General features: G+C 65.0%; 29 protein-coding genes. 16 read left to right on the top strand and 13 right to left on the bottom strand.

Going from position 1 to position 24,285, the window contains the following annotated elements; genetic code table 11:
* Positions 1 to 53: 53 nt before the first annotated feature.
* On the top strand, positions 54 to 938 hold the full coding sequence (locus ACIPZF_RS10985) for a sugar nucleotide-binding protein (protein WP_400798830.1): 885 nt from the start codon (positions 54 to 56) through the stop codon (positions 936 to 938).
* Positions 931 to 1,863, top strand: a complete 933-nt coding sequence (locus tag ACIPZF_RS10980) for an NAD-dependent epimerase/dehydratase family protein (RefSeq protein WP_400798828.1) — start codon at positions 931 to 933, stop codon at positions 1,861 to 1,863. Before ACIPZF_RS10985 ends, ACIPZF_RS10980 begins: the two co-directional genes overlap by 8 nt.
* A 105-nt stretch (positions 1,864 to 1,968) precedes the next feature.
* Here the strand turns inward: ACIPZF_RS10980 and ACIPZF_RS10975 are convergent, their stop codons facing one another.
* Positions 1,969 to 2,412 carry a winged helix-turn-helix transcriptional regulator gene (locus ACIPZF_RS10975; protein WP_400798825.1) on the bottom strand — a complete coding sequence of 148 codons (444 nt, stop codon included), beginning with the start codon at positions 2,410 to 2,412 and terminating at the stop codon, positions 1,969 to 1,971.
* Between the two features lie 104 nt (positions 2,413 to 2,516).
* On the opposite strand from ACIPZF_RS10975, the gene ACIPZF_RS10970 reads away from it, so the two are divergent.
* A complete protein-coding gene (locus ACIPZF_RS10970) occupies positions 2,517 to 3,719 on the top strand; it encodes an MFS transporter (RefSeq protein ID WP_400798822.1) in 1,203 nt (400 codons plus the stop codon).
* Here ACIPZF_RS10970 and ACIPZF_RS10965 read toward each other — a convergent pair.
* The 5 genes from ACIPZF_RS10965 to ACIPZF_RS10945 form a co-directional block, all read right to left on the bottom strand.
* On the bottom strand, positions 3,707 to 4,390 hold the full coding sequence (locus ACIPZF_RS10965; RefSeq protein ID WP_400798819.1) for an OmpW family protein: 684 nt from the start codon (positions 4,388 to 4,390) through the stop codon (positions 3,707 to 3,709). The two genes, ACIPZF_RS10970 and ACIPZF_RS10965, sit on opposite strands and share 13 nt — an antisense overlap.
* 109 nt (positions 4,391 to 4,499) lie before the next feature.
* Entirely contained in the window at positions 4,500 to 5,015 is a 516-nt protein-coding gene (locus tag ACIPZF_RS10960; RefSeq protein ID WP_400798816.1) for a DUF3299 domain-containing protein, read from the bottom strand.
* A 9-nt stretch (positions 5,016 to 5,024) separates the two neighbouring features.
* The gene (locus tag ACIPZF_RS10955; RefSeq protein ID WP_400798813.1) at positions 5,025 to 6,290 is read right to left on the bottom strand and encodes an ABC transporter permease; all 1,266 of its coding nucleotides are present in this window, start codon (positions 6,288 to 6,290) and stop codon (positions 5,025 to 5,027) included.
* Entirely contained in the window at positions 6,290 to 7,000 is a 711-nt protein-coding gene (locus tag ACIPZF_RS10950) for an ATP-binding cassette domain-containing protein (protein WP_400798810.1), read from the bottom strand. Before ACIPZF_RS10950 ends, ACIPZF_RS10955 begins: the two co-directional genes overlap by 1 nt.
* Positions 7,001 to 7,573, bottom strand: a complete 573-nt coding sequence (locus ACIPZF_RS10945; protein WP_400798807.1) for a DUF2796 domain-containing protein — start codon at positions 7,571 to 7,573, stop codon at positions 7,001 to 7,003.
* Positions 7,574 to 7,706: 133 nt separating this feature from the next.
* Here ACIPZF_RS10945 and ACIPZF_RS10940 point away from each other — a divergent pair, with 133 nt between their 5' ends.
* Entirely contained in the window at positions 7,707 to 8,051 is a 345-nt protein-coding gene (locus ACIPZF_RS10940; protein WP_400798804.1) for a hypothetical protein, read from the top strand.
* Positions 8,052 to 8,179: 128 nt separating this feature from the next.
* Here ACIPZF_RS10940 and trxA read toward each other — a convergent pair whose 3' ends face one another.
* The 3 genes from trxA to ACIPZF_RS10925 are packed head-to-tail and all read right to left on the bottom strand — an operon-like array spanning position 8,180 to position 10,196.
* Entirely contained in the window at positions 8,180 to 9,052 is an 873-nt protein-coding gene (trxA, locus tag ACIPZF_RS10935) for a thioredoxin (protein WP_400798802.1), read from the bottom strand.
* 31 nt (positions 9,053 to 9,083) lie between these two features.
* The gene (locus ACIPZF_RS10930) at positions 9,084 to 9,743 is read right to left on the bottom strand and encodes a class I SAM-dependent methyltransferase (RefSeq protein ID WP_400798800.1); all 660 of its coding nucleotides are present in this window, start codon (positions 9,741 to 9,743) and stop codon (positions 9,084 to 9,086) included.
* Positions 9,744 to 10,196 carry a YbaY family lipoprotein gene (locus ACIPZF_RS10925; protein WP_400798798.1) on the bottom strand — a complete coding sequence of 151 codons (453 nt, stop codon included), beginning with the start codon at positions 10,194 to 10,196 and terminating at the stop codon, positions 9,744 to 9,746.
* Positions 10,197 to 10,301: 105 nt separating this feature from the next.
* Between ACIPZF_RS10925 and nrdR the strand changes: the two genes are divergently transcribed.
* The 12 genes from nrdR (at position 10,302) to ACIPZF_RS10865 (ending at position 19,022) form a co-directional block, all read left to right on the top strand.
* The gene (gene nrdR / locus ACIPZF_RS10920) at positions 10,302 to 10,766 is read left to right on the top strand and encodes a transcriptional regulator NrdR (RefSeq protein ID WP_016393425.1); all 465 of its coding nucleotides are present in this window, start codon (positions 10,302 to 10,304) and stop codon (positions 10,764 to 10,766) included.
* 2 nt (positions 10,767 to 10,768) lie between these two features.
* Complete coding sequence (ribD, locus tag ACIPZF_RS10915) at positions 10,769 to 11,899, top strand: bifunctional diaminohydroxyphosphoribosylaminopyrimidine deaminase/5-amino-6-(5-phosphoribosylamino)uracil reductase RibD (protein WP_400798795.1); 1,131 nt, start codon at positions 10,769 to 10,771, stop codon at positions 11,897 to 11,899.
* 42 nt (positions 11,900 to 11,941) lie between these two features.
* Complete coding sequence (locus tag ACIPZF_RS10910; protein ID WP_400798792.1) at positions 11,942 to 12,607, top strand: riboflavin synthase; 666 nt, start codon at positions 11,942 to 11,944, stop codon at positions 12,605 to 12,607.
* 18 nt (positions 12,608 to 12,625) lie between these two features.
* Entirely contained in the window at positions 12,626 to 13,717 is a 1,092-nt protein-coding gene (ribBA, locus tag ACIPZF_RS10905; RefSeq protein WP_387530108.1) for a bifunctional 3,4-dihydroxy-2-butanone-4-phosphate synthase/GTP cyclohydrolase II, read from the top strand.
* Between the two features lie 92 nt (positions 13,718 to 13,809).
* Positions 13,810 to 14,286: a 6,7-dimethyl-8-ribityllumazine synthase gene (ribE, locus tag ACIPZF_RS10900; protein ID WP_317660021.1), complete on the top strand. Its 477-nt coding sequence runs from the start codon at positions 13,810 to 13,812 to the stop codon at positions 14,284 to 14,286.
* Positions 14,283 to 14,783, top strand: coding sequence for a transcription antitermination factor NusB (nusB, locus tag ACIPZF_RS10895; RefSeq protein ID WP_400798789.1), 501 nt, complete (start codon positions 14,283 to 14,285; stop codon positions 14,781 to 14,783). The genes ribE and nusB overlap by 4 nt, the downstream gene beginning before the upstream one ends.
* A gap of 18 nt (positions 14,784 to 14,801) precedes the next feature.
* Positions 14,802 to 15,761, top strand: coding sequence for a thiamine-phosphate kinase (thiL, locus tag ACIPZF_RS10890; RefSeq protein WP_400798786.1), 960 nt, complete (start codon positions 14,802 to 14,804; stop codon positions 15,759 to 15,761).
* A complete protein-coding gene (locus ACIPZF_RS10885) occupies positions 15,758 to 16,261 on the top strand; it encodes a phosphatidylglycerophosphatase A (RefSeq protein WP_400798783.1) in 504 nt (167 codons plus the stop codon). Before thiL ends, ACIPZF_RS10885 begins: the two co-directional genes overlap by 4 nt.
* A 16-nt stretch (positions 16,262 to 16,277) precedes the next feature.
* The gene (locus tag ACIPZF_RS10880; RefSeq protein ID WP_400798781.1) at positions 16,278 to 17,021 is read left to right on the top strand and encodes a substrate-binding periplasmic protein; all 744 of its coding nucleotides are present in this window, start codon (positions 16,278 to 16,280) and stop codon (positions 17,019 to 17,021) included.
* Between the two features lie 167 nt (positions 17,022 to 17,188).
* On the top strand, positions 17,189 to 17,806 hold the full coding sequence (gene ribA, locus ACIPZF_RS10875) for a GTP cyclohydrolase II (protein ID WP_346614652.1): 618 nt from the start codon (positions 17,189 to 17,191) through the stop codon (positions 17,804 to 17,806).
* Positions 17,803 to 18,222 (top strand): MFS transporter, encoded by a 420-nt coding sequence (locus ACIPZF_RS10870; protein WP_400798779.1) that lies wholly within the window; start codon positions 17,803 to 17,805, stop codon positions 18,220 to 18,222. Before ribA ends, ACIPZF_RS10870 begins: the two co-directional genes overlap by 4 nt.
* Entirely contained in the window at positions 18,222 to 19,022 is an 801-nt protein-coding gene (locus ACIPZF_RS10865; RefSeq protein ID WP_400798777.1) for a cobalamin-binding protein, read from the top strand. The genes ACIPZF_RS10870 and ACIPZF_RS10865 overlap by 1 nt, the downstream gene beginning before the upstream one ends.
* On the opposite strand, the gene ACIPZF_RS10860 is transcribed toward ACIPZF_RS10865, so the two are convergent.
* The 4 genes from ACIPZF_RS10860 to ACIPZF_RS10845 all read right to left on the bottom strand — a co-directional run bounded on the left by ACIPZF_RS10860 (position 19,000) and on the right by ACIPZF_RS10845 (position 24,118).
* A complete protein-coding gene (locus ACIPZF_RS10860; protein WP_400798774.1) occupies positions 19,000 to 20,883 on the bottom strand; it encodes a TonB-dependent receptor domain-containing protein in 1,884 nt (627 codons plus the stop codon). The genes ACIPZF_RS10865 and ACIPZF_RS10860 overlap by 23 nt on opposite strands.
* Positions 20,884 to 20,994: 111 nt before the next feature.
* Positions 20,995 to 22,890 carry a 1-deoxy-D-xylulose-5-phosphate synthase gene (gene dxs / locus ACIPZF_RS10855; RefSeq protein WP_400798772.1) on the bottom strand — a complete coding sequence of 632 codons (1,896 nt, stop codon included), beginning with the start codon at positions 22,888 to 22,890 and terminating at the stop codon, positions 20,995 to 20,997.
* 101 nt (positions 22,891 to 22,991) lie between these two features.
* Positions 22,992 to 23,879 (bottom strand): (2E,6E)-farnesyl diphosphate synthase, encoded by an 888-nt coding sequence (gene ispA / locus ACIPZF_RS10850; protein WP_400798769.1) that lies wholly within the window; start codon positions 23,877 to 23,879, stop codon positions 22,992 to 22,994.
* Entirely contained in the window at positions 23,876 to 24,118 is a 243-nt protein-coding gene (locus ACIPZF_RS10845) for an exodeoxyribonuclease VII small subunit (protein ID WP_008092375.1), read from the bottom strand. The genes ispA and ACIPZF_RS10845 overlap by 4 nt, the downstream gene beginning before the upstream one ends.
* Between the last annotated feature and the right edge of the window lie 167 nt (positions 24,119 to 24,285).

The following is a 24,285-nucleotide window of genomic DNA, read 5'->3' as shown; positions in this document are numbered from 1 at the left end:
AAACCGCAAAATGGCCCCTTTCCTCAATCAACCTGTTCGGATCTGCTGACTCTATGCGTATGCGCCTGATGCTGTTGGGTGGTGGCAATGCCCTCGGGCAAGCGCTGATTCGTCTCGGGGCCGAGGAGGACATCGCATTCCTGGCGCCGCGCCCGCCGGAAGACGGCTGGGCACCGGCCAGCCTGACCCAGTTGCTCGACGATCACCGCCCCGATGCCCTGGTCAACCTGGCTTATTACTTCGACTGGTTCCAGGCCGAGTCGGTCAGCGAACAGCGCCTGGCGCTGCAGGAGCGGGCGGTGGAGCGGCTGGCGGAGCTGTGCCAGCACCACCAGATCACCCTGGTGCAGCCGTCCAGCTATCGGGTGTTCGATGGCTCGCGGGCCACGGCCTACAGCGAAAAGGACGAGCCGGTGCCGTTGGGCCTGCGTGGCCAGGCCTTGTGGCGCATCGAGCAGAGCGTGCGCGCGGCTTGCCCGCAGCATGTGTTGCTGCGCTTCGGATGGTTGCTGGACGAGAGCATCGACGGTGCCCTGGGCCGCTTCCTGACCCGCGCCGAGCAACCGCAGGAGCTGCTGCTGGCCGATGACCGCCGGGGCAACCCGACGCCGGTCGACGATGCCGCCAGGGTCATCCTCTCGGTGCTCAAGCAGCTCGACTGCAGCGCGCCTTTGTGGGGTACCTACCACTACGCGGGCAACGAGGCGACCACGCCGCTGGCGCTGGGCCAGGCGATCCTCACCGAGGCTGGGCAGCATCGCCAGCTGGCGGTGCAGGCGCCGACCGCGCAGGCGCATGCCGCCCGCCCGGATGCCAGCGAAGAGCCGCAGAATGCGGTGCTGGCCTGCAAGAAAATCCTTCATACCTTCGGCATCAAGCCGCGTGCCTGGCGCGCTGGTTTGCCGCCACTACTGGACCGATTCTACCGCCATGGCTGATGCCCCCATCCTGATCACCGGCGGCGCCGGCTTCATTGGCTCCCACCTGTGCGATGCGTTGCTGGCCAAAGGCTACGCGGTACGTGTGCTCGACGATCTTTCCACCGGCAAGCGCGACAACCTGCAACTGGGCAACCCGCGTCTGGAGCTGATCGAAGGGGATGTGGCTGATGCCGCGTTGGTCCAGCGTGCTGCGGCTGGCTGCAGCGCCGTGGTTCACCTGGCCGCCGTAGCCTCGGTACAGGCCTCGGTCGAAGACCCGGTAAAGACCCATCAGAGCAATTTCATCGGCACCCTCAATGTCTGCGAGGCCATGCGCGTGCACGGTGTTCGTCGCGTGCTGTTCGCCTCCAGCGCAGCGGTTTATGGCAACAACGGTGAAGGCCAGTCGATTGCCGAAGATACGCCCAAAGCGCCGCTGACGCCCTATGCGGTGGACAAGCTGGCCAGCGAGCAGTATCTGGACTTCTACCGCCGCCAGCACGGCCTGGAGCCGGTGGTGTTCCGCTTCTTCAACATCTTCGGCCCTCGCCAGGACCCTTCCTCGCCGTACTCCGGGGTGATCAGCATCTTCAGCGAACGGGCGACCCAAGGCTTGCCGATCACGGTATTCGGCGATGGCGAGCAGACCCGGGATTTCCTCTATGTAGGCGACCTGGTGCAAGTGATGGTGCAGGCGCTGGAGCAGCCGCAGGTGGAAGAGGGGGCGGTGAACATCGGCCTTAACCAGGCGACTTCCTTGAATCAGCTGCTCAAGGCGCTGGAAACGGTGGTCGGGAGCTTGCCGGCGATCAGCTACGGTGAAGCGCGTTCGGGTGATATCCGGCATTCGCGAGCGGATAACCAGCGATTGCTGGCGCGCTTCGATTTCCCCCAGCCGACATCGATGGTCGATGGCCTGGCTCGCCTGCTCGGCAGAGATTGACTCACAGGCCCCTTCGCGGGCAAGCCCGCTCCCACAGGTATCCCACTGAGCACAAGAACTGTGGAGTACCTGTGGGAGCGGGCTTGCCCGCGAAGAGGCCACCGCTCAAGCGTGTTTGATCAGGCGTCTCTGGCAGTCTTCGGGACCCAAAATCCGGCCATCCGGTGCCACGACCTGCAGCGTCTCGACCGGTTTCCCACTGGTACTGTCCAGTAACGCCGAGCGCGTTTCCCCCGTCTCGAACAGAAACCGCTCCCCCCACTGGCGCAGCCCTACCACGACCGGAAACACCGACCGGCCTTTGTCCGTCAGCACATATTCCTTGTAGGCACTGCCATCGGAGGCCGGCTGCAACTGCAGCAAGCCGCTTTCCACCAATAACTTCAGCCGCGAAGCGAGGATGTTTTTCGCCAACCCCAGGTTCTTCTGGAATTCACTGAACCGCCGCAAGCCATCGAAGGCATCGCGCATAATCATCAGCGCCCACCGGTCACCCAGAGTCTCCAGGGCCCGCGCTACGGGGCATTGCGCATTCACTTCATCGAGCATCGGGCCTAACCTGCTGTGTTTATCTGGTTGCAGATTAAAACCACTTTTGCTAAATAGCCAGTATGTGGTTTTCATTTGAAACCAGGTTTGCAGGAGCTGACCCGATGAACTCGCTGACACGCTGGATAACCCTTTTGCTCGCCGCCACCTGCGCCATGGCCGTGGCCACGGTGTACTTCGCCCAACCTTTGCTGGAGTCGATCGCGGCGGACCTGGGCGTTCCTCAAGCGCGCATCGGCTGGGTAGTCGGCGCAACCCAGGCGGGCTATGCCTTGGGGCTGATTCTGATCGTGCCGTTGGGCGACTTGTTCGACCGCAAGCGGCTGGTGCTCGGCCAGTTGCTGGTCGCGGCGCTGGCACTGGTCGCTGTCGGTTTGGCGCAGGATTGGGCCGTATTGCTGGCTGCCCTCGCGCTGGTCGGGTTGATGGCGGTGATGGTGCAGGTAATGGTTGCGCATGCCGCGACCCTTGCCTCGCCCGCCGAGCAGGGCCAGGCCGTGGGCACGGTGACCAGCGGTGTGGTGCTGGGTATTCTGCTGGCGCGGCTGGTGTCGGGTGCGCTCGCTGATGTGGCCGGCTGGCGCAGTGTCTACTTCGTGGCAGCGGGGTCGCTGCTGCTGATGGCGCTGGTGCTGTTCTACTGCTTGCCAACGGGTCCCAGCCCGGCGCATCGCTCGAGTTATGTGGCACTGATCAATTCACTGTTCAGCCTCTATCGAGAAGACCGCCTGCTGCGCCGGCGAGGGCTGTTCGGCCTGCTGATCTTCGCGGCGTTCAGCGTGCTGTGGAGCAGCATGGTCCTGCCCTTGGGCAGTGCCCCTCTAACGTTGAGCCATACCGAGATCGGCCTGTTCGGCCTGGCCGGCATTGCCGGCACGTTGGCCGCTTCGCGTGCCGGCCGGTGGGCCGATCAAGGGTTGGGCGAACGCACCACGGGCCTGGCGCTGGCACTGTTGACGCTGTCCTGGCTGCCCACGGCCTTCGTCGGGCAATCGTTGATCGCGTTCACGCTCGGCGTGCTGATGCTGGATTTTGCCGTGCAGGCGGTGCACGTCACCAACCAGAGCCTGCTGTTGGCCGGTCGCGCAGCGATGGCCAGCCGATTGATCGGCGCCTACATGTGCTGCTATTCAATTGGCAGCGGCCTGGGCGCGGTAGTGGCGAGTTGGGTGTACGCCCGCTGGGGCTGGCACGCGGTGTGCGCGTCGGGGATGGCGATCAGCGCGGTAGCGCTGGTCTACTGGCTGTGGCTGCAAACAGAAAGGGCGGCCTCGGCCGCCCTTCACTGCAATGATCAGAACTTGTAGCCAAGGCCGACCATGTACACCCACGGGTCGACTTCCACGTTGACTTTGGTCTTGCTGTAGCCCAGTGCGCTCGGGCCGTCGACGCTGGCCTTGGTGTCGATGTCGACGTACCAGACCGAGGCGTTGACCAGCAGGTTGTCGGTCAGCATGTAGTCCATGCCCAGCTGGCCGGCAATGCCCACCGAGTCCTGCAGCTTGAGGTTGCTGAAGCCCTGTTGCTTGCGCTCGCTGCTCAGGTCTTCGTCGAAGAACATCGTGTAGTTGATGCCGATGCCAGCGTAGGGCTGGAAGCGCGAGTTCGGCTCCATCGGGTAGTACTGCAGCGACAGGGTCGGTGGCAGTTGCTTGATGTCGGCCAGCTTGCCATCCAGGCCGCCGCCCAGGCCCTTGACGCCGACGGTGTGCTGGAACGGCGTGGCAGCCAGCAGCTCGACGCCGATGTGGTCGGTGAGCATGTAGGCGAAGGTCAGGCCCAGTTGGGTGTCGCTGTCCAGGGTCGCCTTGGTGCCCGACACCTTGTTGCCGTCGAACTTCAGATCGCCGCTGCTTTCGTTAGGGGCGGTGGTGATGGCGCCTGCGCGCAGGATCATGTCCCCCGCCTGATAGGCGTGGGCGGCAGGGGCGGCGAGCGCAAGGGCCACAAGCGAGGCACCGAGCAAGGACTTGTTCATGGAAGCTCCCAAAGGACGTTATTAATCGAGTAGTCCAATGGTACGGAGCGGTCTAAACCGATTGTTTGACCCAGCTCAAAGAACTGTGTTCACGAATTCGAAACAGTTCTCACTTCAGCTCGTAAGCGTAGATTTTCTCGGCTTCCATCTGGTAACCCGCGTCGGCCAGTTCGCTGCTGGAGGCTCTAACCTGCATCTTTCCTTCGATCCAGTAAGGCTGGTAGAGGTCTTCGACGCGTACGCCCATCTCGCTGAAAATATGCACGATCTGATTGGACGGCGGTGGCGGCACATGGATGCACGCGCCGTAGTAGGGCACCAGCAGAAACTCGGTGGTGCGGCCTTCTTCGCTGACTTCCAGCGGCACGATATAGCCCGGCAGCTTGATCTGCTGGCCGTCCAGGCTTTTGACCACCGGCGCATCGGGCGCCTGCTGGCGCGCCGGGGGGGCCGACTCGGCGGACAGCGCGTTGCTCAACTGCGACATGTCGTGCAGCGGTGCCAGCTGAGGCGGGATGACCGGTGCGCCTTCCGGGATCAGTGCTGGCCAGTCGAGTTCGTGGGGCTCCGCCGCCCAGGTAGGCGCGGCACACATCAGCAGGGATAACAACAGCGCGCGAAACATGGCGTCCTCTCAAAGGTGGATCGACAGGCCATCGGCCAGCGACTGCCGGTAAGCGCGCCAGGCCGGCACGCTGCCCATCAACAGGGCGGCGCCGAGGATGATAGCCAGTAACGTCCACTCGTGCGCGCTGGGCCAGGCCAGCGGCAGGTACAGGCCATAGTTGGCCTGCACATAACCTTGGGCCAAGGCGATGCCAGCGTACAGAAGGCCGAGGCCGGCGACGATCCCCGCCGTCGCCAGCGCCAAGGCTTCCAGCACCAGCAAGCCGGCAATGTGCCAGGGGCGGGCACCCACCGAGCGCAAAATCGCCATTTCCCGGCGGCGTTCGTTGAGGCTGGTGAGGATCGCCGTGAGCATGCCGATCAGCCCGGTCAGCACGACGAACAGCGAGACCACGAACAGCGCCTGTTCGGCCGTGCCCATCAGGCTCCACAGTTCCTGCAGCGCCACCCCGGGCAGGATCGCCAGCAGCGGTTCGTTGCGGTATTCGTTGATCTCGCGTTGCAGGCTGAACGTGGCGATCTTGTTGTTCAAGCCGAGCATGAACGCGGTGATCGCCGCTGGCTGCAGATCCATGCCGCGTGCCTGCTCGGCGCTGATGCGCCCGGCGCCACGGGCTGGGACGCCGTTGTGCCAGTCGACGTGGATGGCCTCCATGCCGGCCAGGCTGATGTGCAGCGTGCGGTCGACCGGCGTGCCGGTGCGTTTCAGTACGCCCACCACAGTGAACGGCTTGTCGTCGTGCTTGACCAGGCTGATCGCCGCCACGCCATGGGCCAGCACCAGCTTGTCGCCAAGCTTGTAGTGCAAGGCGTCGGCGACTTCGGCGCCGAGCACCACTTCGAACGGATCATCGGCAAACTCACGGCCCTGGCTTAATTCCAGATGTTGCCGGCGCCCGTACTGGTAATGGCTGAAGTAGTCGCCGGTGGTGCCCATCACTCGGTAGCCACGGTGTGAGTCGCCAAGCGAGATCGGGATTGCCCACTTCACCCGTGGGTCCTGAGCGTAGTGCTGGAAGCTATCCCAACGGATGTTGTTGGTGGCGTTGCCGATACGGAATACCGAATACAGCAGCAGGTTCACTGAACCGGAGCGGGCACCGACAATCAGGTCGGTGCCGCTGATGGTGCTGGCGAAACTGGCGCGGGCTTCAGTGCGCACGCGCTCGACGGCCAGCAGCAGGCATACCGACAAGGCGATGGCGAAGGCGGTGAGGAAGGCGGTGAAACGGCGGTTGGCCAGGCTGGCCAGGGCAAGGCGAAGCAGGTACATCAGGCCTCCCGGGGCTTGGCCGCGCGGTTCAGCTCGGCCAGGGACAAATGACGGTCGAACAACGGTGCCAGGCTCTGGTCATGGCTGACGAACAGCAGGCTGGAACCGGCCGCCCGGCACTCGTCGAACAACAGGCGGGTGAACGCTTCGCGGGTATCGGCGTCCAGTGCCGAGGTCGGTTCGTCGGCGATTACCAGCTCCGGCTGGCCGATCAGCGCACGGGCGGCGGCCACGCGCTGCTGCTGGCCGATCGACAGGCTGCCGGCACGGCGGGCGAGCAGCGTCGGGTCGTTCAGGCTCAGGTGGGCGAGCAATTCGGTGGCGGCCTGGTCGACACTGCCATGGCGCTGCCGCGCACGTTCGGCACGGCTACGCGAAAAGCGGCAGGGCAGTTCGACGTTTTCACGCACTGACAGAAACGGCAGCAGGTTGAACTGCTGGAAGATATAGCCGGTGTGATCGACCCTGAAACGGTCGCGGGCGCCCTGGCCCAGCGCGGCGAGGTCCTGGCCCAGCAGCTGGATGCGGCCTTGGCCCGGCAGGTTCACACCGCCAAGCAGGCCCAGCAGAGTGGTCTTGCCACTGCCGCTGGGGCCTTTGAGAAACAATGCCTCGCCGGCGTCCAGGCGCAACGCCGGGATCTCCAGCAGCGGCGCCTGGCCAGGCCAGGCGAACACCAGGTCCTGCAGGTCGATCAGTGGCTGGCTCATTCAGAACGCAACCACGGCCTTGGCAGGCGAGGTTTCCAGGCCTTTCTGGCCGTTCGGGCCGATCAGCTGCACGTTGATCTTTTGCGTGGCGGGGAAGGTCTTGAACAGCGGGCTGAGGTCAAGCTGGGTGAGTTTTTCCGGCGCGGAACAGTTCAGCTGGTAGTGGGCTCCGATGTCGCTGTGTTGGTGGCCATGTTCGTGTTCATCACCGTCGTCATCCTTTGCCGCATCACCGAACAGCGGGCTCTCCAGCTCCTGAGCGTCTTCCTTGCAACCGGCGGCGGCAGCCAGGCCGAACAGCTTCAGCGGCTGTTCGAGTTGCTGACGCACGGCGGCGACCTTGGCCTTGTCGGCGTCGCTGCTGGCGCTGTGCTCGAAACCGACCAGGTTCATTGCCGGGCTGTCCAGCTCAAGCTCCAGGGTATTGCCGTCGAGCACCACGTTCAGTTTGGCCACGCCATGCTCATGGGCGCCAAGCGTGCCATGGGCGTGGTCATGGTCGTGATCGTCGTGGGCATGGGCCACGGCCAGGGGCAGCAGGGCGAAGGGCAGGGCGAGCAGCAGACGACGCATGGACGACTCCAGGAACGGGCTAATGATGATTAGGTAATGTTATAACAACTTTTGTCGGCGCCGCCAGCCTGCGTGGCGCAGGTTTCATGTTGCTGTAGCATGGCCCTATTGACCTGCGATCAAGGAAATCATCGTGAGAATTCGTGGACAGATTGGTGACTGGCCAGTGGACCTGACCATCGACCTGGAGCCGGCGGAGTGGGCGCAGTTGGGGCGGCAGATCGAAATGCCGGTGGTGACCGAGGCGGCGGCAACGGCTGCGCCTGTGGTGTCGCGCCAGGATGATGGGCAATGGTCGGCGGCGCGTGAGGTGCTACGCCAGGCGGGGCAGATGAGCGGGCCGGAGTTGCTTGATCGGCTGGAGGGGCTGACGGGCAGTACGGCGGCGGGTAAGCGGCTGCTGGTGCGGTTACGGCACAGCAGTGAGGTGAAGGTCGAGAGTGGCGCAGATGCGCCGGTGTATCACTGGGTGGGATGATTGTGCGGTGATTCACCAGGCCTCTTCGCGGGCAAGCCCGCTCCCACAGGTTCGCGCTGTTTTTGAGAGCGGCGCGGTGCCTGTGGGAGCGGGCTTGCCCGCGAACGAGGGCGAAGCCCTCGCAAGGATCAGAACATGGCTGAAGACAAGCGACGGCGATAAACACCCACCAACGGATGGTCACCTCCCAGCAATTCGAAGACCTGCAACATCGCCTTCTGCGGCAACCCGTTCTCATAGCCACGGTTGCGCTGGAACAGCTTCAACAGCCCATCCAGCGCCGCCTCGTACTGCTGGCGCGCCAGTTGCTGGATGCTCAGCTGGTAAGCCGCTTCATCATCCTGCGGGTTCTGCGCCAGGCGGCTCTTCAACTCTGCAACTTCCGGCAGGCTGGCGGCCTGGCGCAGGAAGGTGATCTGGGCCTTGGCACCGGCCAGCGCTGCCTTGTGCTCGTCGGTCTTGACCGCGTCGAGCACCACCTGGGCTTCACCCAGCTCATTGCGCTCGGCCAGGCAGCGGGCATACAGGATCAGCGCCTCGGCATTGCTGTTGTCTTCACCCAGCAGCGCCTGCAGCAAGGCCTCGGCTTCGCCGAAACGGCTCTCGGCGAACAGACCTTTGGCTTGCTCCAGCGGCGAGGCCGCAGGTGGCGGGGGCATCTGCACGTGCGGTTCGAGCAGGGCGCGAATCGCCGACTCTGGCTGCGCACCGGCAAAACCATCGACTGGCTGGCCATCCTTGAACAGCACCACGGTCGGCAGGCTGCGAATGCCGAACTGGGCGACGACTTGCTGTTCCACGTCGCAGTTGATCTTGGCCAGCAGCAGCTCGCCCTGGTAACCCTCGGCGATTTTCGCCAGCAGTGGCATCAGCGCCTTGCACGGCGCGCACCATTCGGCCCAGAAGTCCACCAGTACCGGCTTGTGGAAGGAGTTTTCGATCACCAGCTGCTGGAAGTTGGCATCGGTGGCGTCGAAGATAAAGGGGGTTTCCTGACTCATCACAACTCTCGCAAATCGGTGAATGGCACCACTATAAAGGCTCGCGGCTGGCGTGGTACAGGCTGACCCGGCGGAATTCGTGCGGCTCGGCAAGGTCGGGTAGGGTCAGCGCTTCGAGGACACCTAACGGCCGATACAGCGGATGATTGAAATCACGCACCCGCGAGTCGGCCACCAGTGCCTGGCGACCGCGGCCGAGGAAGGCATCGAGCAGTGGCAGGTTGGCGCGGTCGTAGAGTACGTCGGCCACCAGGATCAGGTCGAATCGGTCCGCTTCATCGAAAAAATCACTGCTGTAGCCCAATTCCACGCCATTCAACAGGGCATTGGCCTGACACGCCTGCAGGGCCAGCGGGTCGAGGTCGCAGGCCACCACTTCAAGAGCGCCGGCCCTTGCCGCAGCAATCCCGGCGATACCGGAGCCTGCGCCAAAGTCGAGCACCCGCTTGCCCGCCACCCACTCGGGGTGCGCTGCCAGGTAGCGAGCCAGGGCCAACCCGCTGGCCCAGCAAAAGCTCCAATACGGCGGCTCTTCAAGAATGCGTCGGGTTTCTTCGCTGCTGAATGCCCGGTCCATGTTCTGGTCGTCGATCAACCAAAGCTCGAGCGGGCACTCCGGCAACTCGCTGACCACCAGGCGCGCCTCACCGATCAGGCCACTGAGGGCCTGTTGCAGGGCAAGCGGCGCCACTTACGGCGCCTTTTCGAATTGCAGCGGGCCGGTGGCCTGGGTCTGGGCCTGGGTAATGCGCACGGGCGGCAGGTGCAGGATCAACTGCCCGGAACTGCTGGCGCGGCCGCGCAGCTCCACGCGCGCGCCAGCCGGGAACGCCTCGGGATTGAATCGCAGTTGGTACGGCAGGGCCTGGCCGGTACCGGTCAGGGTGCTGCTGGCCAACAGCTGCTGCGGTCGGCCGCGCTCGTCGATGATCAACAGGGCCAGCTCCACGTTGGCCCCGGCGGGGATCTTCATCAATGTGCCGCTCAGCTCGCGCTGGTAGGCCGGCAGAGGCCCGAGCGGTTGGGCCTTGGTCGCCACCTTGGCGGGTGCGGGCGCGGGGGCTGGTTCAGATTTGGGCCGGTCACTGCCACAGGCGGTGAGCAGGGCGGCGCAGCACAGCACGGCGAGCGCTCGAAGATGCATGGGGTAATCCTTCACGGACAGAATTCCATGGATGTTAACCCCTTTGGCTTGTCTTGCCAGTGGGATGCGCTACCATGGCCCTCCCTTTTTTTGTTGCCTGCCACCATGCACTGTCCCTTTTGCGGTGCCAACGACACCAAGGTCATCGACTCGCGCCTGGTCGCCGAGGGCGAGCAAGTGCGCCGCCGTCGCGAATGCGTCGCCTGCGGCGAGCGCTTCACCACCTTCGAAACCGCCGAGTTGGTATTGCCCCGGCTGATCAAGCAGGACGGCACCCGCCAGCCTTTCGACGAAGACAAGCTGCGTGCTGGCATGCAGCGTGCGCTGGAAAAGCGCCCGGTCAGCGTCGAACGCCTGGAAGCTGCGCTGGCGCATATCAAGAGCCGCCTGCGCGCCACCGGCGAGCGCGAGGTCAAGTCGCTGGTGGTCGGTGAGCTGGTGATGGCCGAGCTGCGCAAGCTCGATGAAGTCGCCTACATCCGTTTTGCCTCTGTGTACCGGCGCTTCCAGGACCTCGACGAATTCCGCGAAGAAATCGACCGCCTGGCCCGCGAGCCGGCCAAAGAATGAGCATGCCGAGCCAGACCGCGATTCTCGACGCCCATTACATGGCCCGTGCCCTGGAGCTTGCGCGCAAGGGCGTCTACACCACCCACCCCAACCCGCGTGTGGGTTGCGTGATCGTCCGCGATGGCGAGGTGGTCGGTGAGGGCTGGCACGTGCGCGCCGGCGAGCCGCACGCCGAGGTGCATGCCCTGCGCCAGGCCGGTGAGCGTGCTCGCGGCGCCTGTGCCTACGTGACCCTCGAGCCGTGCAGCCACCATGGCCGCACCCCCCCATGCGCCGAAGCGCTGGTGAAGGCGGGCGTTGCGCGCGTGGTCGCGGCCATGCAGGACCCCAATCCGCAGGTGGCCGGCCAAGGCCTGCAGCGCCTGGCCGATGCCGGCATCGAAGTCGCCAGCGGCGTGCTCGAAGCCGAGGCCCGTGCCCTGAACCCCGGTTTCCTCAAACGCATGGAACACGGCCTGCCGTTCGTCCGCGCCAAGCTGGCCATGAGCCTGGACGGCCGTACCGCCATGGCCAGTGGTGAAAGCCAGTGGATCACCGGCCCCGCCGCCCGTTCCGCCGTGCAGCGCCTGCGGGCCCGGGCCAGTGTGGTGCTGACCAGCGCCGCCAGCGTGCTGGCCGACAACGCGCGGATGACCGTGCGCGCTGCCGAGCTGGGCCTGGACGAAGCAACCACCGCCTTGGCGATGAGCCGCACACCCCTTCGGGTACTGATCGATGGTCGTCTGCGCCTGCCACTGGAAGCCCCGTTCTTCCAGGCCGGCCCAGCGTTGGTGGTGACCGCCCTGGGCGATGACCCGCGTTACGTCGAGGCCGGCCACGAACTGCTAAGCCTGCCCGGCAGCGACGGTCAGGTCGATCTGCCGGCCCTGCTGCACGCCCTGGCCGCCCGTGGGGTCAACGAGATCCTCCTGGAAGCCGGCGCTGGCCTGGTCGGCGCCTTTGCCCAGCAAGGCCTGGTCGATGAGTATCATTTGTTCGTCGCCGGCACCTTCCTCGGCTCCCAGGCTCGGCCGCTGCTGGACTGGCCGCTGAGCAAGATGAGCGAAGCGCCAAGGCTGAAAATCACCGAAATGCGCGCAGTGGGCGATGACTGGCGGGTCACAGCCATCCCTCTGCCGGCGCCCGGCGTATAATGCCGGGCTTGCCCCGCGCAACCCGTTTTTGAGGAAGACCCCATGTTCACCGGCATCATCGAATCCATCGGCACCATCCGCAGCCTGACCCCCAAGGGCGGTGACGTGCGCGTCTACGTCGAGACCGGCAAGCTCGACCTGGGCGACGTCAAACTCGGCGACAGCATCGCCGTCAACGGCGTCTGCCTGACCGCGGTCGAGCTGCCAGGCGATGGTTTCTGGGCCGACGTCAGCGTTGAAACCCTCAAACGCACCGCCTTCATCGACCTCAAGAGCGGCAGCAAGGTCAACCTCGAAAAAGCCCTGACCCCAACCACCCGCCTGGGCGGCCATCTGGTCAGCGGCCACGTCGACGGCGTCGGCGAAATCATCTCGCGCAGCGATAGCGCCCGCGCCATCCAGTTCCGCGTACGCGCGCCCAAGGAGCTGGCCAAGTACATCGCCCACAAGGGCTCGATCACCGTCGACGGCACCAGCCTGACGGTCAATGAGGTCGATGGCGCCGAATTCGAGCTGACCATCGTCCCGCACACCCTGTCCGAAACCATCATGGCCGACTACCGCGCAGGGCGTCGGATCAACCTTGAGGTCGACCTGCTGGCCCGTTACCTGGAGCGTCTGCTGCTGGGCGACAAGGCCGCCGAATCGAGCAAGGGCAGTGGCATTACCGAAAGCTTCCTGGCCGCCAACGGCTTCTTGAAATCCTGATTGAGAAGGGGGTGCCGCGTGGCGCTCAACAGCATCGAAGAACTGGTCGAAGACATCCGCCAGGGCAAAATGGTCATCCTCATGGATGACGAAGACCGCGAGAACGAAGGCGACATCATCATGGCCGCCGAGTGCTGCCTGCCTGAACACATCAACTTCATGGCCAAGCATGCCCGCGGCCTGATCTGCATGCCGATGACCCGCGAGCGCTGCGAAACGCTGAAACTGCCGCTGATGGCGCCGCGCAACGGCTCGGGCTTCGGCACCAAGTTCACCGTGTCGATCGAAGCCGCCGAAGGCGTCACCACCGGCATCTCTGCCGCCGACCGCGCCCGCACCGTGCAGGCTGCCGCCGCCAAGGACGCCAAGGCCGAAGACATCGTCAGCCCCGGCCACATCTTCCCGCTGATGGCCCAGCCCGGCGGCACTCTGGCCCGCGCCGGCCACACCGAAGCCGCCTGCGACCTGGCGCGCATGGCCGGCTTCGAGCCGAGCGGCGTGATCTGCGAAGTGATGAACGACGACGGCACCATGTCGCGCCGCGCCGAACTGGAAGTGTTCGCCGCCGAGCACGGCCTGAAGATCGGCACCATCGCCGACCTGATCCACTACCGCATGATCCACGAGCGCACCGTGCAGCGCGTGTCCGAGCAGCCGATCGAAAGCGAGCTGGGCGAGTTCAACCTGGTCACCTACCGCGACGCGGTGGAAGGCGACGTGCACATGGCCCTGACCCTGGGCAAGATCTGCGCCGAAGAGCCGACCCTGGTGCGCGTGCACAACATGGACCCGCTGCGCGACCTGCTGATGGTCAAGCAACCGGGCCGCTGGAGCCTGCGCGCGGCCATGAGCGCCGTGGCCGAGGCCGGCAGCGGCGTGGTATTGCTGCTGGGCCACCCGCTGGACGGCGACGTATTGCTGGCGCACATCCGCGAAAGTGCGGGTGATGCGCCGACCAAAGCCCCGACCACCTACAGCACCGTCGGTGCCGGTTCGCAGATCCTGCGTGACCTCGGTGTGCGCAAGATGCGCCTGATGAGTTCGCCGATGAAGTTCAATGCGATATCCGGATTCGATCTGGAAGTTGTAGAATACGTGCCCTCCGAGTGACTTGAGGCGGCATTGACGCCCTTAAGCTCGAGTCCAGACCCCTGCCGAGGCCGCTTGTATGCGGCCTCGCTCTTGAACATGAGAATATCGGAATGACCCTGAAGACCATCGAAGGTACCTTCATCGCCCCCAAAGGTCGCTATGCTTTGGTGGTTGGCCGCTTCAACAGCTTCGTCGTCGAAAGCCTGGTAAGCGGCGCCGTTGATGCCCTGGTACGCCACGGTGTCAGCGAAAGCGAGATCACCATCATCCGTGCCCCGGGCGCGTTCGAAATCCCGCTGGTGGCACAGAAAGTCGCCCAGCAGGGTGAATACGACGCGATCATCGCCCTGGGCGCCGTGATCCGTGGCGGTACCCCGCACTTCGAGTACGTGGCGGGTGAATGCACCAAGGGCCTGGCCCAGGTGTCCATGGAGTTCGGCGTGCCGGTGGCCTTCGGCGTGCTGACCGTCGACTCCATCGAGCAAGCCATCGAGCGTTCCGGCACCAAGGCCGGTAACAAAGGTGCTGAAGCTGCCCTGTCCGCTCTGGAAATGGTCAGCCTGCTGGCGCAGTTGGAGGCCAAGTGATTAGCGACGAAAGCGATCGTTTCAACCCGCGCGATCCAAAACCTGCGGATGCCGGCAAGCCATCGAAAAGCGCCAAGCGCCGCGAAGCCCGCAAGCTCGCGACCCAGGCCCTGTACCAATGGCACATGGCCCAGCATTCGCTGAACGAGATCGAAGCGCAGTTCCGGGTCGATAACGATTTCACCGATGTCGACGGTGCCTATTTCCGCGAAATCCTGCATGGGGTTCCGGCGATCAAGGGCGAAATCGACAATGCGCTGAAGCCGTGCATGACCATTGCCATGGAAGAGCTCGATCCGGTCGAACTGGCCGTGCTGCGCCTGTCCACCTGGGAATTGATCAAGCGCGTCGACGTGCCGTACCGCGTGGTAATCAACGAAGGTGTGGAACTGGCCAAGGTCTACGGCGCCACTGACGGCCACAAGTTCGTCAACGGCGTGCTGGACAAGCTGGCGCCTTCGCTGCGCGAAGCAGAAGTCAAGGCGAACAAGCGCTGATCCTGGCGTTGTCGAGCCATGGGTGAGTTCGAGCTGATCAACCATTACTTCGCCGCCGCGCCTTGTGCGCAGGGTGGCGAGGGCGTGGCCCTGGGCATCGGCGACGACTGCGCGCTGCTCGACCTTCCCCCCGGCGAACAGCTGGCGGTGTCCACCGACACCCTGGTTGCCGGGGTGCACTTCCCGGCGGTCTGCGACCCGCAGCTGCTTGGCCAGCGCGCATTGGCCGTGGCGGCCAGCGACCTTGCGGCGATGGGCGCCCACGCCATCGGCTTTACCCTCGCACTTACCCTGCCCAACGTTGGCCCGGACTGGCTTGCGGCCTTTGCCGACGGCCTCGGCCGCATGGCCCAGCGTTGCCGCATGAGCCTGATTGGCGGCGATACCACCCGTGGCCCCCTGAGCATCACCGTTACCGTGTTTGGCCGCGTGCCGGCCGGCCAGGCGTTGCGCCGTAGCGGCGCGCGGCCGGGCGACCTGCTGTGTGTCGGCGGCGTGCTGGGCAAGGCCGCCGGTGCGTTGCCGCTGGTGCTGGGTGAGCGTGAAGCGCCGGCCGAGCAGGCCGAGCCGCTGCTGGCGCACTATTGGTCGCCGCAGCCACAGTTCGATCTCGGCCTGCGTTTGCGTGGCCTGGCCACGGCGGCGCTGGACATCTCCGACGGCCTGCTTGCCGACTGCGGGCATATCGCCAAGGCGTCGGCGGTCGCGCTTGAGGTGAACCTGGCACAGGTGCCAGTGTCTCCTGCATTAGAAGCCTTTCTTGGCCGCGAAGCGGCGGTGCAGGCAGCGCTCATCGGCGGCGACGACTACGTGCTGGCATTCACCTTGCCGGCTGACGCGCTTGCATCCTTGGCCGACGCCGGTGTGCATGTCATCGGCCGAGTCCGTGAAGGGCAGGGCGTAACCCTGCTGGACCCGCAGGGCCATGACATCACCCCCGTACAGCGGGGCTATCAACACTTTAGGGAGACACCGTGACCGACCACCCCAACCAGGTGCCTGCGGAGTTCGTTCCGCCCTCGGTCTGGCGCAATCCGTGGCACTTCATCGCCTTTGGCTTCGGTTCCGGCACCTTGCCCAAGGCCCCCGGCACCTGGGGCTCGATGGTGGCGATCCCGTTCATCCCGCTGTGGCAGATGCTCCCCGACTGGGGCTACTGGCTAGTGTTGGGCGTGACCATGCTGTTCGGCTTCTGGCTGTGCGGTAAAGTCGCCAATGACTTGCGCGTGCACGATCATGAAGGCATTGTCTGGGACGAGATGGTCGGCATGTGGATTACCCTGTGGCTGGTGCCGGAAGGGTGGCTGTGGATTCTCGCCGGGTTCCTGATGTTCCGCTTCTTCGACATCCTCAAGCCGTGGCCGATTCGCTGGATCGATCGGCATGTGCACGGCGGTGTCGGCATCATGCTCGACGATATCCTGGCGGGTGTTTTCGCCTGGCTGAGCATGCAGGTTCTGGTGTGGGCGGTTGGCTGAAACAGGGAGCGCTTCGATGGCCATAAGGACTGTGCTGCTGGCAATTTTGCTGAGTTTCGTCCCTTGGGCGGCGGCGGCCGAAGGCGTGCCTAAGCAGGTTCACCTGGTCAGCGAAGAGTGGCTCGACTACACCAATGCCGACGGCAGCGGAGTGGCCTGGGACGTCTTGCGCAAGGTGTTCGAGCCGGTCGGGGTCAAGGTCGTCATTCAAAGCGCCCCTTACAGCCGCGCGGTGGGGTTGGTCAAACGTGGCGAGGCCGATGCCTGGGTAGGCTCGTACAAGGACGAGAACGACGACAACCTCTACCCGCGCTGGCACTTCGACATGGACCATATCTATGCACTGGGCCTTGCCAGTAAGCCGGTGCCGAGCCTGGAAACTGTGGGTCAGTATCGCCTGGCCTGGGTGCGCGGCTATGACTACGGCAGCTATCTGCCCAATGTGACGAACTTCCGCGAAATCCAAAGGCGCGAAGGTATTCTGCCGATGCTCGAGCATGACCGCGTGGACTTCTACATTGATGCGCAGACCGAAGTCGATTACGTGCTCGGCCAGAGCTCGCACCCTGAACGCTTCCGCCGTACCCATGTGGCCGAGTTGCCGCTTTACCTGGCCTTCGCCCGCAACGACCAGGCCAAGGCCCTGCGCGACCTGTTCGATAAGCGCATGGCCGAACTGGTACGCAGCGGCGAGTTGCGGCCGATTTTCGAGCATTGGAAGCAGCCGTATCCATTCGCCAGTAACAGCCAGCCGCAATAGCCAGACTGACGCGGAACACTGTGGGAGCGGGCTTGCCCCGCGAAGCAGGCACCGCGGTGGATGGCACCGGCCCTGCCGGTGTTCGCGGGACCAGCCCGCTCCCACAGGCGCCGACCTGCTGATACAATCGCTTCACGAGAAATTTCCTACTTATCCAGGAGCACAACGTGCCCGTCGTCTTTGTTGCCGCCTCTAAACTCCCGACCCCCTTTGCGACTTTCACCATGCATGGTTTCCTCGAAGAAGCCACCGGCCGTGAGCACGTGGTGCTCAGCCTGGGTGATATCGCCGACGGTGAGCCGGTGCTGGGGCGCCTGCACTCCGAGTGCCTGACCGGCGATGCCCTGTTCAGCCAGCGTTGTGACTGCGGTTCGCAGCTGGAAGCCGCCCTCCAGGCCATCGCTCGCGAAGGCCGTGGCGTGCTGCTGTACCTGCGCCAGGAAGGCCGTGGCATTGGCCTGTTGAACAAGATCCGCGCCTACGAGCTGCAGGACGGCGGCGCCGACACCGTCGAGGCCAACGAGCGCCTGGGCTTTGCCGCCGACCAGCGTGACTATGCGATCTGCCTGCCGATGCTGGAGCATCTGGGCGTGAAATCGCTGCGCCTGATGACCAACAACCCGCGCAAGGTCAAGGCATTGACCGACATGAACATCAAGGTCGCCGAGCGCGTGCCGCTGCACACCGGGCACAACCCGCACAACCGTTATTACCTGGCGACCAAGGCCGACAAACTCGGCCACATGCTGGGTAACGAGCACCAGGGCGAGGTGCCCCAGGCGTGACCCGTGGCGAGGTGAAGCGGCGCCTGGCGCTGGCCTGGTGGCAGTACCTGGTGGTCGGCCTGGTGCCGCTGCCGGTGATGGCCTGGGCCTTTGGCGGTGGCGATGCGCTGATCCCGGTGCTGGCCATGCCGCTGTTCATCGCCGGTGCGGCGACCATGTTCCTCAGCCTGCCGCGCTTCGGCGCCTACAAGCGTGCCCTTATCGCCACCTCCAAGGCGTTGGGTACGGCCGAAGAGCCTGCCGCCTGGATCGAGCTGGCGCGCGTGCGGCGCATGGCCATGCTGTTCGCCTGCATTCCCGCGTGGGTCGCCGCGTTGTCGGTGCTGGTGGGGCTTGAGGCAGTGCCGCAGATCCTCCTGGCGTTGTCCACGGCGGTGATTCTTTACCTCTACCGCATTCCGCGTCAGCTGGGCTGATGCGCATCCTGCTCTGCCTGCTGGCGCTGCTGGCCTGCACCGCCCAGGCAGGCGAGCCGCTGCGTGTAGTCAGCCTCGCGCCCTCGATGAGCGAGATCATGCTCGAACTGCAGGCCGACGACCTGCTGGTGGGTGTGCTCGATGGCGGCGAGCGGCCGGCGGCGCTGCGTGATCTGCCATCGGTAGGGCGCCAGGGGCAACTGGACATGGAGGGCCTGCTCAGCCTCAAACCGGACCTGCTGCTGTTCTGGCCAGGGGGCGTGGCTGCGGCTCAGCTCGATCAGCTCAAACGCCTGGGCATCGCAACCTACAGTGCCGAACCGCACAACCTCGACCAGTTGCTCGAACAGATCGAGGGTCTTGCCGTCCGTGTTGGCCGGGCTGAGCGCGGTCGGCAACACGTTCAGGTGCTGCGCGGGCGTCTGCAGCAGTTGCGCCAGCAGTATCGGCGCGAGCAGCCGCTGCGGGTGTTCTATCAGGTCTGGGACCGGCCGTTGTATACCCTGGGTGGGCGTCAGGTGGTCAGCGATGCCCTGGCCGTGTGCGGGGCGCGTAACATCTTTGCCGACCTGAGCCAGCCAGCGCCGCAGGTGAATGTCGAATCGGTGCTGCTGCGCGATCCGCAAGTGATCCTGGCCGGTGATACGGCGCAGCTGGCCAGCTGGAAGGCCTGGCCACGGCTAAATGCGCGGTTGCTGGTGGTACCCGACAAAGGTCTGGAGCGGCCCAGCGGGCAGATGATCGAAGCCACCGCCCGCCTGTGTACGCTGCTTGCGGCTAAAGCGCCGGGGTCCAGGTAACGCTGAACAGGGCCGTGCGGCCTTCTTCGCGGTAGCCGTAGCTAGCCCCTTCGTAACTGTAAAGCGCGCGGCTGTAGCCTTTGTCCAACAGGTTATCCAGCTTCAATTCCAGCTTCACCTCATCGGTCGCCGCCCAGCTGCCGCGCAGGCCCAGCAGGCCGTAACCCCCCAGGCGGTTGCGGTTGGCCGCGTCGTCATAGCTGGCACTCACGGCCTGCCAGCTGCCGCCAACGCTGAAACGCTCGAACTGCCGGTCCAGGTCCAGGCTCAGCGTGCGCCGCGCGCGGCGGGCGAGGGTGTGGCCGCTGTCGCGGTCACGCGGGTCGATCAAGGCCAGGCCAAGCTGGCTGCGCCATTCGCCCCACTGCTGGTCCAGGGCCATTTCGAAACCGTTGATGCGCGCCGAAGCGACGTTACGCGGGATCGAGTCCTGGCCGAAGATGATCGCATCGCGCAGGTCGGTGCGGTACAGCGAGGCTTCCAGGCGGCTGTCGCGGCTCAGCTGGCTGCGCCACTGCAACTCGTAGCTCCTGGAATGCTCCGGGTCCAGGTCCGGGTTGCTGAACTGCGGATAGTACAGATCGTTGAACGTCGGGGCGCGGAAGCCTTCGCTGTAGGACAGCAGCACGTCGTTATGCGCATTCAGCGGCACGGTCAGGCTGCCGCTCCAGGTGGTCTGGCCGCCAAACTGCTGGTTCTGATCGCGGCGCATGCCCAGCTCGGTGGAGAAGTGCTCGCCGCTGAAGCGATGCTGGACGAACGCGGCGCGGTTCCAGCGGCTGTCCTCGGTGAAGTCGGTGCTGCCGTGCACCCGGTCTTCATACCAGTCGCCACCGACTAGCAGGCTGTGCTGATCGGTCAGGGCCAGGTCGTTCTGCCAGGTGACCTGGTCGCGGTAAGTGTTGAACACGAAACGTTCGTCGCTGAGCTTGTCGCGCTTGTCGTCACGGTTTTCGCTATGGCCGAGCTCCAGGCGCGAATGCCACACGTCATTCAGCTGGGCGTCGAAATAGGTGCCCAGGCTGCTGACGCTGAAGTCGGTATAGGGTTTTTGCCCGAAGCTTTCGAAGGTGACCGGGTCGAAGCCGCCGAACGGGTTGTCGTACTCGCTGCGGCCACGGCTGTCGAGCAGGTTCAGGCCCGCTTCGAAACGCTCGCCGAAGGTGTGGCTCAGGCTCAGGTTGAATGACTTGTTGCGGTAGGCGTCGTGATCGCCGTCACTGGCGAAAGACGGGCCGGTGGAGTCGATGCCGGCGGTCTCGTCCAGGCTGGCGCCGAGGTTGAAGCGCGTGGCGCCGTCACCGCCGGACAGGCCCAGGCTGCGTTGCCAGGTCTGGTTGCTGCCGGCGGCCAGGCGCAGGCGCGGCTGCAGGCCGGGGCCGCTGCTGCGGCGGGTGAAGATCTGGATCACCCCGCCGATGGCATCGCTGCCGTAGACCGCCGAGCGCGAGCCGCGCAGCACTTCGACGCGTTCGATCTGGTCGACATCGAGAAACTGCAGGCCGCTGTCGCCGGAGGTGGCATTGGCAATGCGCACGCCATCGACCAGCACCAGGCTTTGCGCGGCCTTGGTGCCGCGGATGAAGATGCCCGGCAGGCTGCCACGGCCACCGGTGGGCGCGACTTGTACGCCGGGTACGCGGGCGAGCAGGTCGGTGACGCTGGTGGGTTGCAGGCGGTCGATGTCTTTGCGGGTTAAGACGGTGTTGGCGGCGCTGGTGGCGGTGCGCGATTCGACCTGGCGGTTGGCGCTGATCAGCACGTCGGGGAGTTTCAGGGCGTCGTCGCGCTCGGCGGCCAGGAGGCATGCGGGGGCGCAGAACAGGGCGGTATAAGCGATTTTTTTCATTAGCTGTTCCATGGCATTCGCGGGACAAGCCCGCTCCCACAGGTACTGCACAGTATTCAAGAACTGCGGCAATCCTGTGGGAGCGGGCTTGTCCCGCGAATGGGCCGCAAAGCGGCCCCGGGATTATAGGCCGAGCTTAGTCATCCGAGCTTTCACCGAAGCCTCGATCCCAGCAGCATCCAGCCCACACTCAGCCAGCATCTGCGCAGGCTTGGCATGTTCGACATAGATGTCCGGCAGCCCCAGGTGCAGCAACGGCTTGATCACCGCCTGGCTGACCAGGAACTCGCCTACGGCAGCGCCCGCACCGCCCATGATGGCGTTCTCTTCGATGGTGACCAGCAATTCATGACTGGCGGCCAACTCAAGCACCAACGCCTCATCCAGCGGTTTGACGAAACGCATGTCGACCACGGTGGCATTGATCTGCTCGGCAACCTGCAGGGCTTCGGCCAGCTGCACGCCAAACACCAGCAAGGCGACTTTCTCGCCTTGGCGGCGAATCACGCCCTTGCCGATTTCCAGTGGTTCCAGGTCGCCGCTGATTGGCGCGTTGGGGCCGGTACCGCGCGGGTAACGCACTGCCGCCGGGCCGTTGTAGAGGTGGCCGGTGCTGAGCATCTTGCGCAGTTCGTTCTCGTCGCTCGGCGTCATCACCAGCATGCCCGGGATGCAGCGCAGGTACGACAGGTCGTAGCTGCCCGCGTGGGTCGGGCCGTCTTCGCCGACCAGGCCGGCGCGGTCGATGGCGAACAGCACGTCGAGGTTCTGCACTGCCACGTCGTGGATCAGCTGATCGTAAGCGCGCTGCAGGAAGGTCGAATAGATCGCCACCACCGGCTTGCTGCCTTCGCAGGCCATGCCTGCAGCCAGGGTCACTGCGTGCTGTTCGGCGATGGCCACGTCGAAGTAGCGCTCGGGATAGCGTTCGCTGAAGTCGACCAGGTCGGAGCCTTCCTTCATCGCCGGGGTGATGCCCACCAGGCGATTGTCGGCGGCGGCCATGTCGCACAGCCACTGGCCGAACACTGCGGAGTACTTCGGCCCGCTGGCCTTTTTCGGCGCGGCTGGCTTGTCGGCGGGTTCGAGCTTGGTGATGGCGTGGTAGCCGATCGGGTCGATTTCGGCCGGGGCGAAACCTTTGCCCTTTTTGGTCACCACGTGCAGGAACTGCGGGCCTTTGAGGTCACGCATGTTGCGCAAGGTGGCGATCATGGTCGGCAGGTCGTGGCCGTCGATCGGGCCGATGTAGTTCCAGCCCAGCTCTTCGAACAGGGTGCCTGGGACCAGCATGCCCTTGGCGTATTCCTCGGTGCGGCGGGCGATTTCCCACGCGCCGGGCAGGCGCGACAGCACCTTTTTGCTGCCTTCGCGCATGCTCGCGTAGGTGCGGCTGGAAAGGATCTTGGCCAGGTAGTTGGACAGGCCGCCGACGTTGCGCGAAATCGACATGTCGTTGTCGTTGAGGATCACCAGCATATCGGCGTTGACTTCCTGGGCGTGGTTCAACGCCTCGAAGGCCATGCCGGCGGTCAGCGCGCCGTCACCGATCACCGCGATCGACTTGCGCGCGCTGTTCTGCAGGCGGGCGGCGATGGCCATGCCCAGTGCGGCGCTGATCGAGGTGCTGGAGTGGCCGACGCCGAAGGTGTCGTACTCGCTCTCGCTGCGGCGCGGAAAGGCGGCAATGCCGTCCTTCTGGCGCAGGCTCAGCATGCGGTTACGGCGGCCGGTGAGGATCTTGTGCGGGTAGGCCTGGTGGCCGACGTCCCACACCAGCCGGTCGTCCGGGGTGTCGAAGACGTAGTGCAGGGCGATCGTCAGTTCGATCACGCCCAGGCCGGCACCAAAGTGCCCACCGGTCTGACCCACGGTGTACAGCAGCTCCTGGCGCAACTCGTCGGCCAGGGTCTCCAGGTCGGCTTCGGCCAGCCGGCGCAGGCCAGCAGGCGTGTCAGCGCGGTCGAGCAACGGCGTGACCGGGCGTTCGCGGGGGATCTCTTGAAACGTCGTGGGCATCAGGCGAGTCGTTATAGGTGTTAAGACGCGGCAGTTTACCCCATTGTGGGAAATACTGCCCATTCAGACGGGTGTGCTGTTGGGCCGCAGCGTGGCCCCGATCAATGGCGGCGTTCGACGATGTAGCGCGCCAACGCCCGCAGCGGTTCGGCGTTTTCACCCAGGCCTTGCAGGGCGCCCAGCGCCTGGTCGCGCAGTTCGATCGCATAGGCCTTGGCTGCCTCCAGGCCCAGCAGGGCCGGGTAGGTCGGTTTGTCACGAGCTATGTCAGCGCCCTGGCGTTTGCCGAGGGTGGCGGTGTCGCTTTCCACGTCGAGGATATCGTCCTGCACCTGGAAGGCCAGGCCGATGGCCTGTGCATAAGTCTGCAGGGCGTCCAGCTGGGCTTGTTCGGCGCGGCCGCTGGCCAGGGCGCCGAGGCGCACGCTGGCTTCGATCAGCGCACCGGTCTTGTGCCGGTGCATGAATTCCAGTGCCTGTTGATCGAGCTTCAGGCCCACCGAGCCAAGGTCGATGGCCTGGCCACCGACCATGCCGGCCGGGCCGGCCGCCTTGGCCAGGGCCTGGACCATGGCCAGGCGAATGCTGTCGGGCTGCGGGCTCAGGCGTGGGTCGAGCAGGGCGCTGAAGGCCAGGCTCTGCAGGCCGTCGCCAGCGAGGATCGCGCAGGCTTCGTCGAAGGCTTTGTGGGTGGTTGGCTGGCCGCGACGCAGGTCGTCATCGTCCATGGCCGGCAGGTCGTCATGCACCAGCGAGTAAGCGTGGATCAGCTCCACCGCGCAGGCGGCGCCGTTGGCTTGTTCGGCCGGCGCGCCCAGGGCTTGGCAGGCGGCATAGGCGAGCAACGGGCGCACGCGCTTGCCGCCGTTCATCACGCTGTAGCGCATGGCGGCATACAGCCGCTCAAGCTCTTTGGAAGGCGCGATGAACAGGGGTTCGAGGGCGGCGTCGACGCGGGCCTGGCAGCTGGCCTGGTAAGCGCTGATCATGCTTCTGGCTCCGCATCGAAGGGCTGTGCGGCGAGCTCGCCGTCACGCTCCAGCAGGATCTGCACTTTCTGCTCGGCCTGAGCCAGGGCGCCTTGGCAATCGCGGGTCAGGGCGATGCCCTGCTCGAAGGCGGCCAGCGAGTCTTCCAGCGACAACTCGCCGTTCTCCAGGCGCTCGACCAGGGCTTGCAGGTCGGCGAGGGATTGCTCGAAATCGATGGAGGCTTTTTTGCGGGCCATGGCGACGGGTCTCGGTAGCGGGTCGGAACGGCGCGACGTTAGCAGAGCGGGGCGGGGGGAGCAAATTGCAGGCACGGTGATGTGGCATTTGATGGCCTCTTCGCGGGCAAGCCCGCTCCCACAGGATCTCCACAATTTTCGACAGCTGTACAGAACCAGTGGGAGCG

The organism is Pseudomonas sp. NPDC089752 (genome assembly GCF_044748725.1).
In the GTDB taxonomy this organism is placed as follows: Bacteria; Pseudomonadota; Gammaproteobacteria; order Pseudomonadales; family Pseudomonadaceae; genus Aquipseudomonas.
This window is presented reverse-complemented; position numbering and strand designations above follow the sequence as displayed.

What these genes read in the sequence shown, in the direction of transcription:
- ACIPZF_RS10985 (WP_400798830.1), top strand. Translation starts at nt 54, where the DNA reads ATGCGTATGCGCCTGATGCTGTTGGGTGGTGGCAATGCCCTCGGGCAA.
- ACIPZF_RS10980 (WP_400798828.1), top strand. Translation starts at nt 931, where the DNA reads ATGGCTGATGCCCCCATCCTGATCACCGGCGGCGCCGGCTTCATTGGC.
- ACIPZF_RS10975 (WP_400798825.1), bottom strand. Translation starts at nt 2,412, where the DNA reads ATGCTCGATGAAGTGAATGCGCAATGCCCCGTAGCGCGGGCCCTGGAG.
- ACIPZF_RS10970 (WP_400798822.1), top strand. Translation starts at nt 2,517, where the DNA reads ATGAACTCGCTGACACGCTGGATAACCCTTTTGCTCGCCGCCACCTGC.
- ACIPZF_RS10965 (WP_400798819.1), bottom strand. Translation starts at nt 4,390, where the DNA reads ATGAACAAGTCCTTGCTCGGTGCCTCGCTTGTGGCCCTTGCGCTCGCC.
- ACIPZF_RS10960 (WP_400798816.1), bottom strand. Translation starts at nt 5,015, where the DNA reads ATGTTTCGCGCGCTGTTGTTATCCCTGCTGATGTGTGCCGCGCCTACC.
- ACIPZF_RS10955 (WP_400798813.1), bottom strand. Translation starts at nt 6,290, where the DNA reads ATGTACCTGCTTCGCCTTGCCCTGGCCAGCCTGGCCAACCGCCGTTTC.
- ACIPZF_RS10950 (WP_400798810.1), bottom strand. Translation starts at nt 7,000, where the DNA reads ATGAGCCAGCCACTGATCGACCTGCAGGACCTGGTGTTCGCCTGGCCT.
- ACIPZF_RS10945 (WP_400798807.1), bottom strand. Translation starts at nt 7,573, where the DNA reads ATGCGTCGTCTGCTGCTCGCCCTGCCCTTCGCCCTGCTGCCCCTGGCC.
- trxA (WP_400798802.1), bottom strand. Translation starts at nt 9,052, where the DNA reads ATGAGTCAGGAAACCCCCTTTATCTTCGACGCCACCGATGCCAACTTC.
- ACIPZF_RS10925 (WP_400798798.1), bottom strand. Translation starts at nt 10,196, where the DNA reads ATGCATCTTCGAGCGCTCGCCGTGCTGTGCTGCGCCGCCCTGCTCACC.
- nrdR (WP_016393425.1), top strand. Translation starts at nt 10,302, where the DNA reads ATGCACTGTCCCTTTTGCGGTGCCAACGACACCAAGGTCATCGACTCG.
- ribD (WP_400798795.1), top strand. Translation starts at nt 10,769, where the DNA reads ATGCCGAGCCAGACCGCGATTCTCGACGCCCATTACATGGCCCGTGCC.
- ACIPZF_RS10910 (WP_400798792.1), top strand. Translation starts at nt 11,942, where the DNA reads ATGTTCACCGGCATCATCGAATCCATCGGCACCATCCGCAGCCTGACC.
- ribE (WP_317660021.1), top strand. Translation starts at nt 13,810, where the DNA reads ATGACCCTGAAGACCATCGAAGGTACCTTCATCGCCCCCAAAGGTCGC.
- thiL (WP_400798786.1), top strand. Translation starts at nt 14,802, where the DNA reads ATGGGTGAGTTCGAGCTGATCAACCATTACTTCGCCGCCGCGCCTTGT.
- ACIPZF_RS10880 (WP_400798781.1), top strand. Translation starts at nt 16,278, where the DNA reads ATGGCCATAAGGACTGTGCTGCTGGCAATTTTGCTGAGTTTCGTCCCT.
- ACIPZF_RS10865 (WP_400798777.1), top strand. Translation starts at nt 18,222, where the DNA reads ATGCGCATCCTGCTCTGCCTGCTGGCGCTGCTGGCCTGCACCGCCCAG.
- ACIPZF_RS10860 (WP_400798774.1), bottom strand. Translation starts at nt 20,883, where the DNA reads ATGGAACAGCTAATGAAAAAAATCGCTTATACCGCCCTGTTCTGCGCC.
- dxs (WP_400798772.1), bottom strand. Translation starts at nt 22,890, where the DNA reads ATGCCCACGACGTTTCAAGAGATCCCCCGCGAACGCCCGGTCACGCCG.
- ispA (WP_400798769.1), bottom strand. Translation starts at nt 23,879, where the DNA reads ATGATCAGCGCTTACCAGGCCAGCTGCCAGGCCCGCGTCGACGCCGCC.
- ACIPZF_RS10845 (WP_008092375.1), bottom strand. Translation starts at nt 24,118, where the DNA reads ATGGCCCGCAAAAAAGCCTCCATCGATTTCGAGCAATCCCTCGCCGAC.